Below are 15,868 nucleotides of genomic sequence, written 5' to 3'. Positions count from 1 at the left end.
GGGGCCCGGCGTGCGACTTCTCTCGGAGATCGATCTCGCGGACCCGGCTCTGCACGCGCGGGATGACCTGTCACAGGTGTGGCGGCGCCTGCGCACGGAGGAACCCGTGCACTGGCAGCCGCCCAGGGGCACCCGCCCCGGCTTCTGGGTGCTGACGCGGTACGAGGACGTGGCCGCCGCCTACCGCGACGCGGACCGCTTCCGTTCCGACCGGGGAAACGTCCTCGACACCCTCCTGGGCGGCGGGGACGCCGCGGCCGGGCAGATGCTGCCGCTCATGGAGGGGGCGCGCCACGCCGAACTGCGCGGCGCGCTCATGAAGTCCTTCTCGCCCCGCGCCCTGGCACAAGTGGTGAGCAGTATCCGGGCGGCGGCGCGCGAGCTGCTCACCGAGTCGCTTGCGAAGGGTGAGTGCGACTTCGCCCACGACGTGGCGGGGCAGCTCCCGCTGCGGGCCATCTGCGACCTCCTGGACGTGCCGCGGGCCGACCGGCAGCACCTGCTCGACATGACGTCGTCGGCGCTCGGCTCGGAGAGCGAGCGGGGCCTGGAGACGGACTCCTGGGTCTCCAGGAGCGAGATCCTGTTCTACTTCTCCGACTTGGCGGCCCGGCGCAGGGCGGACCCCGGGGACGACATCGTCAGCCTTCTCGCGCAGGTGCGGGTCGGCGGCGTGCCCCTCACCGACGAGGAAGTCATCCTCAACTGCTACAGCCTGATCCTGGGCGGCGACGAGACCACCCGTCTCGCCCTTGTCGGCGGAGTGGCCGCGTTCCTGGAGAACCCCGATGAGTGGGCGGCCTACCGGCGCGGCGACGTCACCACCGCGTCGGCGGTGGAGGAGGTGCTGCGCTGGACCTCACCCACCATGCACGTCGCACGCACGGCCGGCACGGAACTCGCCGTGCGCGGCCACGCGATCAAGGCCGGCGACATCGTGACCCTGTGGAACGCCTCGGCCAACCGGGACGACGCCGCCTTCGACGAAGCGGACCTGTTCCGTGCCGGCCGGACACCGAACCGGCACCTGACGTTCGCCCACGGCTCCCACTTCTGTCTGGGAGCCTTCCTGGCCAGGGCGGAGATCGGTGCCGTACTCGGCGACATGCGTGAGCTGGTCGCCGAGATGGGCCCGGCGGGGCCGGCACGGCGGATCTACTCCAACTTCCTGGGCGGCCTTGGTTCACTGCCGCTCACCTGGGCCCGGTGCTAGCCCCCGGGCCCGGCGGCTCAGGTACGGGGTGCCCGGCGCAGCAGCAGGGTGACGAAGCCGAGCGTGCCCCGGTAGCCGTGCAGCCAGGCGTCGCGGTGGTCCGCCGCTGCTTCCAGGGCCTGGCCGTGGTCCGGGTGTTCCGGGTGGTCGAGGGCCCAGCGGGAGAGGGACCCGGTCCAGGACCACTCGTACTCGTCCCACTCCTGAAGGCTGCTGACGTGCCCGTGGAGCGGCACCCAGCCGTCGGCCATGACGCTGTCGACGGTGGTCGCCAGGTCGTCGTACTCGTCCGCGGCGAACCCGGCGTCGAGGGTCCGCCGGTCGGGTTCACGCTCCCAGAAGCAGTCCCCGACGAGCACGCGGCCGCCCGGGGCGAGGTGGCTGTCGGCGGCCTTCAGGGTGGCGAGGAGACCGCCGAAGGCGTGGGTGGCACCGATGCTGAGCACCAGGTCGTAGCGGTGCGGGGAGCTGAAGTCGGCGGCGTCCGCGGCGTGGAAGGCGATCCGGTCGCCGAGCCCCGCGGCCTTGGCGGCGCGAGCCGCGTCGGCGACGGTCCCGGCGTCGTTGTCGACGCCGTCGGCACGCAGGTCCGGGCGAGCGGCCAGCGCCCGCGTCAGCCAGGTTCCCGACCCGCATCCGAGGTCGAGGATCCGGGCGTCGCCGTCCGACAGGGCCCGGCCGAGGAGCGCCTGCACGGAAGCGTCGTTCAGCGGGGCGGCGATGGGGTGATGGGTGTGAGCGATGGAGCTGATCTGTCTGCGGTGCATGAACGCCATCCTGCCTGCCACAAGTCTCCCGGAACCCGAGGCACTCCGGGACACCCGGCCGGACAACCCGATGGTGTGCCGGAGGGGCCGCCGCATACCGCTGGACCCGTTGTGGGGCAACAGATGCCTGTCGTAGCGTCATCCCGGCCATCCACGTCAACCACATGCGACACACGACACGCGACACACGACACGCGACACGCGACGCGGCCACGCGTCTGCGCAAGGACAGGCATGCGCTCGTCACCGCCGCAGCGGCCGGCCGGGCCATCGGACTCCCCGCCCACGGCGCCCGCCACCGGAGCCGCCGGGCGCTGACCCCGCCCACCCCTTGAGGATCGAGGACTTGATGAACGTCAGAGCCGTTGCATCGCCGACGCGGGTCCGCTCGCGGCGCACAAGCCTCACCCCGGCAGGGCCCGCTCGCGCCCGGCTGGAGCTCACCGAGGACTCCCAGCGGGGCCTGGCCCGGGTTTCCGGCGGCCGGCCACTGGAGGAACTGGTCGTGCTCGCCGCGGCGACCGCGCTGGTGACCGCCAGGGTGGAGCACACCGAGGAGCCCGTGATCGGGGTGCGGGGGCCGCGGGGCCCGGTGGTCTTCGCGGTGGACACCACGGCGCACCGCACCGTCGCGGAACTGATCCGCGCGGCCGACACCTCGCTGCGGTCGGCGCCCCTCGCGGCCGACACCGGCCACCCCTTCCGCGAAGCGGTGCTTGTTCGGTCGGTACGGGTGAGCGACTCGGCCGGTGCGGGCGATCCGGCGCCGGCGGACGATCAGGCCCCGGCGGACGATCAGACCCCCGCGAGTGATCCCGCCGCCGTGCCGTCCGGTTCCGCCGCCGTCACGTTCACGCTGGGCGAGGCCCATCCCGGCGGCCGACGTGAGCTGTACGCCGAGGGTGACCCGGGGCGGACGGAGCCCTGGTTCCTCGACGTGATGCTGCGGGCCGTGGCCGAGACGCTGGCCGCCTTCGCCGAGCCGGGGCGAGCCCTCGCCGAACTGCCCGTATGTGCCGCGCGGGACCGTGCCACGGTGGACCGCTTCGCGCGCGGCGGTTTCCGGCCGGAGCCCGCGGAGCTGACGCTGACGGCCGCGATCGAGCGCACCGTCCGGGAGCGCGCCGACAGCACGGCGATCGTCGCCGGTGAGGAAACCCTGACCTACGGCGAGCTGTGGCGAGCGGCCGAGGCGGTCGCGTCCCTGCTGGGCGGCCGGGGCGTCGGCCGCGGCGACCGGGTGGCGCTCCTCACCGGCAAGACGCCGCACGCCGTGCCCGCGATCCTGGGCGTTCTGCTGACCGGAGCGGCGTACGTACCGCTCGATCCGCGGTCACCGGCCGCCCGGCTCGCCGAGATACTCGCCGACGCCGGGTGCGCCGCCGTGCTCGCCTCACCCGACCTCATCGAGGAACTTCCCGCAGGCAGTTCCACGCCGGTGATCGGCATCGACGCCGCGGTCCGCCATGAAGCCGCGGTCCGCCACGAAGCAGCTCCCCCCGCGGCGGCGACGGGAGCGGAGACGGCGACCGGGCCGGAGACGGTCCCGTACGCCCCGCGCCCGGACGACCTCGCCTACATCGTGTACACCTCCGGGTCCACCGGAACGCCGAAGGGTGTGGAGGTCCAGCACCGTGCCGTCGCGAGCTATCTGCGGTGGAAGGTCCGCTACGACGAGCTCGACACCGCGACGAGGCTGCTGCAACTGCCGTCCCTGGCCTTCGACAGCTCGGTGGCCGACCTCTTCCCGGTGCTGGCGTCCGGTGGCCTCATGGTGCTGGCTGACCCGCACCGGACACTGCCCCGTCAGCTCGCCGAGATGGTGGCACGGCACCGCATCACCCATCTGATGGCGGTACCGAGCCTGTACCAGGTCCTGCTGGGCGAACTGCCGGGCGCGGCCGAGTCGTTGCGGCTGGTCACCGTGGCCGGTGAGGCCGTCCCCGCGGAGCTGGTGAACCGCCATCACGCGGTGCTCGGCCACGTCCGGCTCATCAACGAGTACGGGCCGACGGAGAACTCGGTCGGTGCCACGGCGTTCACCCACCGGCCCGACGCGGGGCCCGGCTTCCCCATCGGCCACCCCATCGAGAACACCATGGTGACGGTGGCCGACGCCGAAGGACGGGCGCTGCCACCCGGCTTCGTGGGGGAGCTCCGGCTCGCCGGGCACGGGCTCGCGGCGGGCTACCGCAACCGCCCCGACCTGACGGCTGCGGTGTTCGTCGACGCGCCCGGCATGCCCGGCAGCCGCGCCTACCGGACCGGCGACCTGGCCTGGTGGCGGCCGGACGGGATGCTGGAGTTCGCCGGCCGGGTCGACGACCAGGTCAAGATCCGCGGCCACCGCGTGGAACTCGGCGAGGTGGAGAGCGCCCTGGGACAGCTCCCCGGGGTCCGCCGGGCAGCGGTCGTCACCGTACGGGAGGCCGATGGCGCGCAGGCGCTCGCGGCCTGGCTGGAGGCGCCGGGCCGCACGGCGGCGGACATCCGCTCGGGCGCCGCCGACGTGCTGCCGCCCGCGATGGTCCCGGCGCGCATCGAGCTGATCGAGAGCCTGCCCGAGCTGGTGAGCGGCAAGACCGACCGCGCGGCCCTGGCCGCCAGGTCCGCAGGGCCCGCACGGTCCACGGTCCAGACACCGGCCACGTCCCCGGTCGTCGCCCTGAAGAGCGCCGACCACGTGACGGCGACGGTCGCCGCCATCTTCGACGAAGTCCTCGGCCGGGGCCCCTCCGGGCCCGACACCGACTTCTTCATGGAAGGCGGGCACAGCCTGCTCGCCATGACCGTCCTGGTCGAGATCGAGCAGCGGCTCGGGGTCAGCGTCGACCTCGACGACTTCTTCGAGACGGCCACGGTACGCAAGGTCGCCGAACTCGTCCGCACGTCGGCTCCCGCGCCCGCCCCCCGGCCGCGCCTTGACGCCGGCCGACGAGAGCGTTTCGGCGGGACCCCGGCGTGACACGTCGCCCCGCGTCCGCCGGTCCCGCCCGTCCCGCCGAATGGTCGAATACGAGGAGTCCTGGTGTTCCCCTTGTCGTACGCGCAGCGCCGGTTGTGGTTCCTCGGACAGCTGGAGGGATCGGCGGCGACGTACAACGTGCCGCTGGTGCTGCGGCTGACGGGTGACCTCGACGCGGACGCGCTGCGGTGCGCGCTGGAGGATCTGGTGCGGCGCCACGAGACCCTGCGCACGGTCTTCCCCGTACGCGAGGGCGAGCCCTTCCAGAAGATCCTGGCGGCGGACGAATGGAAGCTCGACTTCACGCGCCGGTCGGTGACCGCCGACGAACTCGGCGCACGGATCGCCGGGGCATGCCGCCACGCCTTCGACCTGGAGACCGAACTGCCCCTGCGCGCCGAGCTCCTGTCGGCGGGGGCCCGTACGCACGTCCTCGTCCTGCTCATGCACCACATCGCCTGCGACGGCTGGTCCATGGGGCCGGTCGGCAGTGACCTGGCCACCGCGTACACGGCCCGCCGCGACGGAACCGCCCCCACCTGGGACGAACTGCCCATCCAGTACGTGGACTTCGCGCTCTGGCAGCAGGACCTGCTCGGCGACGAGAACGACCCGGAGAGCCTGCTCGCCCGGCAGTCCGCCTTCTGGACGGCGGCGCTGGCCGGGGCACCCGAGGAGCTGGCCCTGCCCACGGACCACCCGCGCCCGGCGGTGGCGAGCCACCGCGGCGGGACCTCGGCCTTCAAGGTGGACGAACGGGTGCACGCCCGCCTGGCCGAACTGGCCGGGCAGTCCGGCGCGACGCCGTTCATGGTGCTTCAGGCCGCCCTCGCGGCGCTGCTCACCAGGATGGGCGCCGGTACGGACATCCCGATCGGCACCCCGACCGCGGGCCGCGCCGAACCCGCCCTCCACGACCTGGTCGGCTTCTTCGCCAACACACTGGTGCTGCGCACCGACACGTCGGGACGGCCCACGTTCAGGGAGCTGCTCGGCCGGGTGCGGGCGGCGGACGTGGCGGCCTTCCGGCACCAGGAGCTGCCCTTCGAGCGGGTGGTGGAGCTCCTGAAGCCCGACCGTTCCCCCGCCCGCCACCCCCTGTTCCAGGTCATGCTCAACGTCGGCGACGGCGGCGGGACCGACGGGTTCGAGCTGCCCGGGGTGCGGTGCGAGGAGATGGCGGTGGACGACAACGGCACCGCCAAGTTCGACCTGCTCCTCGCGGTCGAACTCCACCGCGGCCCGGACGGCCGTCCGGCCGGGATGACGGGAGCGCTCGAATACGCCACCGACCTCTTCGACCCCGGTACGGCCGACGCGCTCACCGCACGCTTCGTCGGCGTCCTCGACCAGATCGCCGCCGAACCGGACATCCCTCTGGACCGGATCGAGGTGCTGACCGCCGAGGAACGCGCGCGGTTCCTGGACGAGGCCGCCGGTACGGCCACCACGGTTCCGGCACGCACCCTGCCGGACATCCTCGGCGCGCGAGCGGCCCGTACCCCCGACGCCGTCGCCGTGGTCTTCGACGGCATCGAGTTGACGTACGCGGAGCTGGAAAGGCAGTCCAACCGGCTGGCCCGGCTGCTGATCGCGCGGGGCGCGGGGCCGGAGTCCCTGGTGGCCCTTGCACTGCCGCGCTCCCACGAACTGGTCGTCGCGGTGGTGGCGGTCCTGAAGTCCGGCGCCGCCTATCTGCCGGTCGATACGGGGTCACCCGCCGACCGCATCGCCTTCACGCTCGACGACGCCGCGCCCACGGTGCTCCTGACCACCCGTGACGTGCTGGCGGAGCTGCCCTCCACGGGGGCCGAGCCGCTGCTGATGGAGGAGCTCCCGCTCGCATCCGTGGCCGCGACGCCGGTGACCGACGCCGACCGCCGCACCCCGCTGCGGCCCGGCCACCCGGCGTACGTCATCTACACGTCCGGGTCGACCGGGCGCCCCAAGGGCGTGGTCATGCCCGGCGGCGCCCTGGCCAACCTGCTGGCCTGGCACACGAGCGCCCCATGGGCGCGGCCAGGGACGCGCACGGCCCAGTACTCGGCGATCAGCTTCGACGTCTGCGCTCAGGAGATCCTGGGCACGCTCGCCGCCGGCGGCACGCTGTGCGTGCCCGACGACGAGACGCGCGTCAGGCCCGAGGAGTTCGTGCGCTGGCTCGACCGGCACCGCGTGGAGGCGCTGTTCGCCCCCAACCTCGTCATCGACGCCCTGTGCGAGGCCGCGGGAACGGTGGGCAGCACCGTGCCGGCCTTGCGCCATGTGGCACAGGCGGGTGAGGCGCTGACGCTCTCCGAACGGCTGGCCGACTTCTTCCGCCGGGGGGACGGGAGGCGGCTGTACAACAACTACGGGCCCGCCGAGACCCATGTGGTGACGTCGTCCCACGCCCTGCACGCGGAAGTCGGCGCGTGGCCGGTCACGCCGCCGATCGGACGGCCGCTGCCCGGCACGCGCGCCCGCGTCCTGGACGGCGGGCTGCGGCCCGTCCCGGTGGGCGTCGTGGGTGAGTTGTACCTGTCGGGACGCGGGCTGGCCCGCGGCTACCTGAGCCGCCCGGCGCTGACCGCGAGCCGGTTCGTGGCCGACCCCTCCGGGCCGCCGGGAAGCCGGATGTACCGGACGGGCGACCTGGTGAAGTGGCGGGCCGACGGCGATCTGGAGTTCGTCGGGCGCACCGACGACCAGGTGAAGATACGCGGCATCCGGGTCGAACCCGGCGAGGTCGAGGCGGTCCTCGCAGGCCACCCCGGTGTCGCGCGGGCCGCCGTGGTCGTACGCGACGACGTGACCGGCGGCCGCGGTCTCGCCGCGTACGCCGTCCCGCGCGACGGCGCCCGGCCAGGCGCCGCGGAGCTGCGGCGGTTCCTGGCCGACCGCCTGCCGGCGGCCATGGTGCCCGCCGGGTACGCGCTCCTCGACGCCCTGCCGCTCAACGCCAACGGAAAGCTCGACCGGGCCGCGCTGCCGGTACCGGAGAGCGCGGCAGGACCCGTCGGGCGCCCGCCGGGATCGCCGCGCGAGCAGGTGCTCAGCGATCTGTTCACCGAGGTCCTCGGGGTCCGCGCGGGCGTCGACGACAGCTTCTTCGACCTCGGCGGCCACTCCCTGCTCGCGGCCCGGCTCGTCAGCCGCATCCAGGCGGTGCTCGGCATCGAGGTCGGGCTGCGGACCCTGCTGAGCGCGCCGACCGTCTCCCGGCTGGCGCGCCTGGACGGGCGGCCGACGGACGACGCGCTGGCGCCGCTTCTGGCCCTGCGGACCGGCGGCTCCGGCCCGCCCCTGTTCTGCGTCCACCCGGGGCAGGGGCTGAGCTGGTGCTATGCCGGGCTCCTGCCCCACCTGCCGACGGGGCACCCGGTGTACGGACTCCAGACCAAGGCGGTCCTCGACCCGTCGGCCCGCGAGGGCAGCATCGAGGAGTTGGCCGCGGACTACGTCGACGAGCTGCGCAAGGTCCAGCCGTCGGGTCCCTACCGGCTGCTCGGCTGGTCCTTCGGCGGGCTCCTGGCGCACGCGATGGCGACCCGGCTTCAGGACGAGGGCGACGAGGTCGCTCTGCTGGCCCTGGTGGACGCCTACCCCACTGACCTCGACGCCCCGCGGGCGCCCGTCACCCCTGCCGATGTGCTGTCCCTGCTCCTTGGCGGCCCGGAACCGGCGGCGGCCGTCCTCGCGCACACGCCGGGCGGCGTCCACGGGGACGAGCTGGTACGGGCCGTGCGCCGGCACAACCCGGTGCTCGCCGAGTTGAGCGCGGACGAGTTGTCCGCGCTGCGGGACGCGGCGGAGCGGCATGTGCGTCTTCTGGACGACTTCCGCCCCGCCCCGTTCCACGGCGACCTGCTGTTCTTCGCGGCGGGGGAGCACGAGGGGGTGGCCGGGGCGCCGATGGCCACGGCGTGGCGCCCGTACGCCGACGGGGAGATCACCGTCCACCAGGTCCCGGGCGGGCACCACGACATGGCCCGGCCGGGACCGCTCACGTGCATCGGTCGCGAGCTGACGCCGTACCTCTGACCCCGCGTTGGTCCGCCGCGGCGCGGTCGGCGGTCAGACGAGTGCGCGGCCGTGCGCGGTGTACCTACGGCCCGCCGCCCGGCGCAGGTCCGCGAGTACGTTGATCCGCCGCAGCCAGCGGTCGGTACCGTCGTACCGCGCGGTGAAGGGCCGGCGCCCGTGCACGGCACGCATGTTGTCCACGATGAGGAGGTCTCCGGGGCCCAGGATCACATCGCGCAGCTTCGCGTCGAAGGCGGCGATCACCGCTTCCAGGGCCTTCGTCGCCTCCGGGTCGAGATCCTTCGGCATGAAGGCGGGGTCGATCCGGACGTACGGGGCCTCCTTGTCGCCGGACAGGACCGCCGCGCGCCGCGGACTCTCGTTCATCTCGGTGATCTTCGCGAAGGCGTCCTTGACCCAGCTCGCCTCGCCCATACCGGTGGTCTCGCTGTTGAAGGCCGCCGTGTGCGATTCGTCCGGCAGGATGACGAAGCGCTCCTGGAACAGCAACTCCCTGGTTTTCTCGTCCAGTTCGAGTTCCTGGACCGGGGCGAACGTCGTGGGGACGTGGTCGTGGTTGCGCAGCCCGATCAGCATGATCCAGTCGGCGCGCAGCGGGTGGAACGCGTCCTCGTTGTGCCACTCCAGGTTGGTGGTGGAACTGGACCCGAGCTGCTGGTCCTCGTGCCCCTTGATCGGGAAGACGTCGAGCGCCATGCGCCCGCGCTGCTGGGTGAGGTACGAGACGGGGTCACCCATGAGGGAACCGATCAGCAGCAGCAGCGCTGTGGCCCGGTCCGCCTCCCGGCTGTCCGGCTCGACGGCGTAGTCCGTCGGGGTGGGGCCGACCAGGGCCTCGTCGATGGGGAGGTTGGACAGCACCATGCCGCCGTAGGGCCGGCCGGTCAGCCGGAAGTCGATCAACTGCGCCCGGATCCTGGCGGGCACATCGTGGGCGGCGAGCGCTATCCGGTCAAGTCTGTTCTCCAGGGGGACATCCCCGGACGCGTCGAGCAGACTGTCCGCGAGCTCCTTGATCTCCGCCCGCTCCTCGGCGGTGAGCTCCAGGCAGGGCGATCCGTCCTTCGGGCGCAGCGGGAGCTCGGCCACGGCTACGGGAGTCGAGAGGTTCATCGAAGTGCTCTCCTCGTTGCTTCGGGTGGATGGTCGGTGCCGCTCGGCCGGCCCGTCGACCTGATGTCCGGCGGCGCGGAGCAGCCGGAGGGCGAGATCGAGCCGGTGCTCCGGCACCAGGACCAGATCGGCGTCGTGGGTGGAGGCGACGAAGACGGGCACGCCGCCCGCCGCCAGCGGTGCGAGCAGACCGGCCAGCATGCCCGGCACGTCGAGGCCGTGCGCGGTGCCGCCGCTGTAGAGGGGTGCCCACGTCTCCCGGCCGGGCCCGGCCCGGTGCGGATCGACGGGATGCACCACGGTCAGGCCCTCGGGTCCGCGGACGGCGAAGAGCCAGTCGTCGGTGGGTGGTCGGTCCTGGTCGAAGAGGCTGATCACGTATCGGCCGGGGAGCGTGCGGACGCTCTGGGGGAACACGGTGAGGTGACCTGCCCTTCGACGGATGGGTTTATCGACGGCATTCGCTGCACCCCGTCCGTCGGCCCCTCTGCCGGGAGACAATGCCAGAGTAATGATTGATCAGCAAGACTGCCCAGAAAGGGAGTTGCGAACTCTTTTGCGAACTCGGAGGGCTGGGGAAAAGATAAGGCAAAGGCTTTGGATACCCCTCTCCACCGGCAATCGGCTATTGCCCCGCATTCGTCCTGCGGGCGATGCGGCGTTTCAGCGCGTAATCCTTCAATTGCGGCTCTATGAACATTCACACACCCCTCAGCGGTGCAGCTCCACCGGGAGGCTGCTCACCCCGCTGAGGAAGTTGGAGTAGAAGCGCCCCACAGGACCGGTGACCTCCGCCCGGCCGACCGAGGCCCGCAGCGCCTCGAACAACGCGCTCAGTTCGACGCGCCCGAGCTGGGCGCCCACGCAGAAGTGCGGACCGAAACCGAAGCTGACGTGGCGGTTCGGGTGGCGTGCGCCGTCGAAGGTCTCGGGGTCGTCGAAGACGCGCTCGTCCCGGTTGGCGGAGGTGTTCCACAGGGTGACGACGTCGCCCTCGGCGATCCGCCGCCCGCCGAGCTCGGTGTCGCGCAGCGCGGTCCGGCCGACGTGGACCGCCGGGGTGGTCCACCGCATGACCTCCTCCACCAGCAGCTCGACCGGCGTCTCTCCGCTCTTGAACCGCTCCCACTGGTCGGGGTGTTCGATCAGGGCGAGCAGTCCGCCGACCATGCCGAGGCGGGTGGTCTCGTCGCCGCCGAGCACCAGGCTGTAGCAGTTGAAGACGATCACGTCGTCGCGCAGCGGACTGCCGTCGAGCTCGCTGGTCGTCAGCATGCTCAGCAAGTCGTCCCGGGGTGCGGCGCGCAGCTTGCGGGTGTGCTGGGAGAAGTAGACGAGGATTTCGCTCTGGGCCAGTTGCGCGTCGCGCGCCGTCTGCCCAGGGGCGTCGGAGCCGAGGGCCGAGTTGGCCAGCTTCATGATGTATTCGCTGTCCGCGTCGGGCACGCCGAGGAGTTCGCAGATCGCGGCGATCGGGATGTGGGCGGCGACGTCCTTCATGAAGTCGCAGCGCCCGCGCTCCACCGCACGGGCGACGAGTTTGCGCGTTCCCACGCGGATCGATTCCCCGAGCCGGTCCATGAGCTCGGGGGAGAAACCCCGCTGCACAAGCCGCCGGACCCCGCGGTGCTGTTCGCCGTCGGAGACCGCGAGCATCCGGCCCGACGACGAGTCGCCGCCGTGCAGCAGGGTGTCCATGACGTTTCCGGCCGCAGAGCCGAAGTCCTGCGGCCTCCGGTAGGCCTCCATGACGTCGGAGTGCCGGGAGACCACCCAGAAGCCGTCCTGGCCGGGTACGTGGTCGTGCCGGGCGACGGGCTCCTCCAGGCGCCGGCGGCGCCAGAACTCGGTGAGGTCGAACTCCGCGTGCACGGACGGATCGGCCAGATTGACGCTGTGCGGATCGGCGGGCCGGGGCCGCTCGTGCGTGGTGGGCAGGCTCATCCGTTCGTCCCCTCACTGCTCGCGGTGTCGAAGCGGAAGCCGCCGAACTCCGCCGCCGCGGGGCTCCGCGGGACCGGCTCGCCGAGATCCACCTGCTGCCACGGCGCGCCGGGCTGCGTGGCCAGGGCGGTGAGGGCGAACCGCCACCGGTCGAGGAGCAGGCGCGCGGTGTCCTCGTTGTAGAGGTCACTGTCGTACTGGAGGATCAGGGTGAGCCCGTCGCGGTGCTCGCAGCCCTGGAACGACAGGTCGCACAGGCCGGAGTCCAGCGGCACCACCCGCCCGGACAGCGTCGGCCCCGGCGCGCTGCCCGCCTCGCTCTGGCGGTAGCACGTCACGAACACGTCGAACAGCGCGTTGCGCAGCGGTTCGGCCGGCGCCCCCAGGCCGTCCACGACGTGGTGGAAGGGCAGGCGCGCGTGGTCGATCGCCGCGTGCATCTGCTCCGCCACGTCGGCGAGCAGCTCCGACAGGGCGGCGGGCCGCAGCCGCAGGCGGAGCGCCGTGGAGTTGGCCCCGTTGGTGAGGTGCTCGGTCAGGCCGAGCTGGCCCCGCAGATTGACCGGCGTGCCCAGGCAGATGTCGTCGTCGCCGGTGGACCGCTGGAGTACGACGGCCACGGCGGCCGCCAGCGGCGCCGCGAGGCCGGTGCGCGCCTGCCGGGCGACTGCGGTGAGTGACGCGGTGAGCCCGGCGCCGAGCTCGGCCTCGACGGCGGCCGTCCGGGTGCCGCCGGGGCGCAGCCGGGGCCGGTCCACGGGCAGCGCCAAGGGGGCCGGCGGCGGCGTCAGCAACTCGCGCCAGTGGTCGAGCTGTTCGTCGAAGGCGCCCTCGGCCAGCAGCCGCGACTCGGCCTCGCCGACCGCCAGCGGGTCGCGGGTCAGGGGCGGCAGGGCGTCTTCCGCGCCCTCGTACGCGGCCATCAGATCCCGTACGAGGACGTCGATCCCCGGCCCGTCGCTCACTATGTGGTGGCAGACCGTCAGGAGGCGCTGCCGGTCGCCGGGCAGGCGGAACAGCGTGGTGCGCAGAGCGGGGCCGCGGGCCAGGTCGATCGTCCGGTTGGCGCGCTCCCGGACGGCTTCGGCGCATGCCGCCTCCGGGTCGGCGGAGGAGCGCAGGTCGACCTCTTCGAGCGGCAGCCGCGGGCCGTCGAGCGCGACTTGAGGGGCGCCCTTCACCTCGTGCACCGTCGCCCGCAGCATCGGGTGCCGCAGCCGGAGGGCGTCCAGGGCGGCGCGGAGCCGCTCGGCGTCGAAGGTCCCGCCGCAGCTGAACAGCGTCGGCACGTTGTACGCGGCGTCGTCCTCAGGACGGGCCTGCCGGAGCAGCCACTGCCACGCCTGCACCGGCAGCAGACCTGCCTCGCCCGCCACGGCGGCCGGCTGCGCGGTGGGTTCAGCGGCCGGGGTGGCGGTGGTGGGCAGGAGTTGGATGAGGCGGGTGGTGAGAGTTGCGGGGGTGGGGTTCTCGAAGAGGTCTCGGGCGCGGATGTCGGTGTGGTAGTGGTCGTTGAGGCGCGCGGCGATTTCGGCGACGCCGAGGCTGTGGCCTCCGGAGGCGAAGAAGTCCTGGTCGGGGCCGATGCCGGGGATGTTGAGGACGGCTGCGAAGGCGGCGCTGACCTCGGCGAGGACGCCGTGGTCCGGCGCGAGGCCCGAGCCGGTCACCGGCTGCGACTCCGGCTCCGGCACCGGCTCCGGAGCCTCGGCCGTCGTCGTCCCGGGCAGGGGCCGAAGGGCCAGTACCGTACGGTCGATCTTGCCGTTGGGCGTGTACGGGACCTCGGTGAGCGGCACGAAGGCGCTCGGGATCATGTAGTACGGCAGCGCGTCCGCCAGGTGCGCCCGCAGCTCCGCGGCGGGCGGCAGCTCGGCGCCGGGCCGCGGGATCAGATGCGCCACCAGGACCCGTTCCCCGCTGGTCTCGTGGATCACGGCGATCGCGGTGTCGATGCCGGGGAGGGTGCCGAGCACCGTCTCCACCTCGCCGAGTTCGACCCGGAAGCCGCGCAGCTTGACCTGGTTGTCCTTGCGGCCGCGGAAGTCGATGGCGGCGTCCGGGCGGAAACTCGCGAGGTCACCGGTGCGGTACAGCGTGCGGTCGCCGTCAAGGCCGGGCCGCACGACGAACTTCTCGGCCGTGGCTTCCGGCAGCCCGACGTAGCCCGCCCCGACGCCGAGGCCACCGATGTACAGCTCGCCCACGGCACCGGGCGCGGCGTGGCCGCCCCAGGGGTCCACCAGCCACATGCGGAGGTTGGTCATCGGCCGCCCGATGGAGGGCGCCGGATCGGCGGCGTCGGCGTGGCAGTGGTGCCATGACTGGAGGGCGGTGGCCTCGGTGGGCCCGAAGGCGTAGATCATGTCGCGGCCCGGCTGCCAGCGGTCGACGAGGTCCTGGCTGAACAGCTCGCCCGCGGTGATGACGGTCCGGATGCCGGGGAAGTCCGCGGGGTCGAGCCGGATCAGCAGCGGGGAGAACGGGAAGAACGTATCGGCGTCGGTCTCCCGTACACACTCGGCAAGGCCCTTCGCCGAGATCATCTCGTCGTCGAACGGCACCACCGCGGCCCCCGCGTACAGCGGGGCGATCAGCTCCCACACGTTGGCGTCGAAGCCGGGGCTCGCCAGGCTCAGCGAGCGCCGTCCCGGTCCGAGGCCGAACTGCCGGGCGGAGACGTGCATCAGGTTGCGCAGGCCGATCTCACGGATCGCGACGCCCTTGGGAACGCCGGTCGAGCCGGAGGTGTGCATGACGTAGACCACCGAGTCCGGCGTGGCCGCCACCGGCCACGCGCCGCCGTCCGGCAGAGGGGCCTCGTCCGGCAGAGGGGCCTCGTCCGGCACGTCCAGGTCGACCGGGATGCGGCGGGCGTGCGGGAGCAGGCCATGGGTCGAGGCCACCGTGAGGACGACCGGGGCGTCCCCCCGGACGATCTGCTCGATCCTGGCCCGCGGATAGGCCGGGTCCACGGGTACGCACACGATCCCGGCGCCGAGGGCCGCCGTCCAGGCGACCACGAGTTCGGCGGAGCGGGGGAGGCAGACGTACACCGAGTCACCTTGCCGGACCCCGGCCTCGGCGAGGCGGTCCGCCAGGGTCCGGGCCAGGGCCTGGAGCCTGCCGCGGCTGAGCGTCCGGTCGCGGGTGATCACCGCGGGGGCGTCCGGCTGCCGGGCGGCGAGATCGGCGATGGCCTGGGCGACCGTACGTTCGGGGACCTCGCCCGCGGTGTCGTTGAGCTCCACGACCAGGCGGCGGTGCTCGTCGGCGGTGAGGAACGGCAGCCGGGACAGCGGGGTGTCGGCGGCGGCCGGGTCGGCGAGGTGCCGGGCCACGCGCAGCAGGATGTCCGCGAGACGCTCCGGGGACGCGGTGCGTGCCCAGGCGGGCCCGGTCGTGACATGCACGGTGTCGTGCCCGAGACGGACCAGCAGGTCGAGGTCGGCAGGGGCGGGGGCGTCGCCGGTGACGTCGAGGAGCCGGGCCGTCCCGGCGGGCGACGCCGGTTCGGCCCGCCGCAGCGCCGTCCGCGTGGCGTGGAGGAGAGTGGCGGACACGGCGGAGGCGTCGGTGGCCACGCGGATGGTACGGGCCGAACCGTCCTGCCACACCGTCAGCCGCTGGTCGGCGTCGCCGTCGAAGTGGCCGAGCACGGCGATGGCCGCGGCGATCAGGACGTCGGGTCCCGGCACCGTCCAGCCTTCCGGAACGTGTGCCGTCGGCTCGGCAGAAGTCATGGCGGGATCCTTTCGGCGTACGGGCGAGGCGGGCGGTCGGTGGGCGGCGGTCGGTGGGCGGTGGCTGTTCGGGCGAAGGGCGTCGCGGGACCCGGAA

At 73.1% G+C, this 15,868-nt stretch carries 7 protein-coding genes; 3 read left to right on the top strand and 4 right to left on the bottom strand.

The features are described from left to right. The first annotated feature begins 10 nt into the window (after window positions 1-10). On the top strand, window positions 11-1,213 hold the full coding sequence (locus ACZ6JY_RS25380) for a cytochrome P450 (protein ID WP_469199137.1): 1,203 nt from the start codon (window positions 11-13) through the stop codon (window positions 1,211-1,213). A gap of 17 nt (window positions 1,214-1,230) precedes the next feature. Here the strand turns inward: ACZ6JY_RS25380 and ACZ6JY_RS25375 are convergent, their stop codons facing one another. Beyond that, window positions 1,231-1,980 carry an SAM-dependent methyltransferase gene (locus ACZ6JY_RS25375; RefSeq protein ID WP_469199135.1) on the bottom strand — a complete coding sequence of 250 codons (750 nt, stop codon included), beginning with the start codon at window positions 1,978-1,980 and terminating at the stop codon, window positions 1,231-1,233. A 349-nt stretch (window positions 1,981-2,329) separates the two neighbouring features. On the opposite strand from ACZ6JY_RS25375, the gene ACZ6JY_RS25370 reads away from it, so the two are divergent. Both ACZ6JY_RS25370 and ACZ6JY_RS25365 read left to right on the top strand, forming a co-directional pair. Further along, on the top strand, window positions 2,330-4,945 hold the full coding sequence (locus ACZ6JY_RS25370; RefSeq protein WP_469199133.1) for a non-ribosomal peptide synthetase: 2,616 nt from the start codon (window positions 2,330-2,332) through the stop codon (window positions 4,943-4,945). A 63-nt stretch (window positions 4,946-5,008) separates the two neighbouring features. Next, window positions 5,009-8,968, top strand: coding sequence for a non-ribosomal peptide synthetase (locus tag ACZ6JY_RS25365; protein WP_469199131.1), 3,960 nt, complete (start codon window positions 5,009-5,011; stop codon window positions 8,966-8,968). A 33-nt stretch (window positions 8,969-9,001) separates the two neighbouring features. On the opposite strand, the gene gntD is transcribed toward ACZ6JY_RS25365, so the two are convergent. The 3 genes from gntD to ACZ6JY_RS25350 all read right to left on the bottom strand — a co-directional run bounded on the left by gntD (window position 9,002) and on the right by ACZ6JY_RS25350 (window position 15,771). Next, the gene (gene gntD, locus ACZ6JY_RS25360) at window positions 9,002-10,501 is read right to left on the bottom strand and encodes a guanitoxin biosynthesis L-enduracididine beta-hydroxylase GntD (protein ID WP_469199129.1); all 1,500 of its coding nucleotides are present in this window, start codon (window positions 10,499-10,501) and stop codon (window positions 9,002-9,004) included. A 294-nt stretch (window positions 10,502-10,795) separates the two neighbouring features. Then, a complete protein-coding gene (locus tag ACZ6JY_RS25355) occupies window positions 10,796-12,028 on the bottom strand; it encodes a cytochrome P450 (RefSeq protein WP_469199127.1) in 1,233 nt (410 codons plus the stop codon). Beyond that, window positions 12,025-15,771, bottom strand: a complete 3,747-nt coding sequence (locus ACZ6JY_RS25350; RefSeq protein WP_469199125.1) for an amino acid adenylation domain-containing protein — start codon at window positions 15,769-15,771, stop codon at window positions 12,025-12,027. The genes ACZ6JY_RS25355 and ACZ6JY_RS25350 overlap by 4 nt, the downstream gene beginning before the upstream one ends. Window positions 15,772-15,868: the final 97 nt, after the last annotated feature.

The sequence above is a fragment of the Streptomyces sp. NPDC046335 genome, from assembly GCF_055587985.1.
This window is presented reverse-complemented; position numbering and strand designations above follow the sequence as displayed.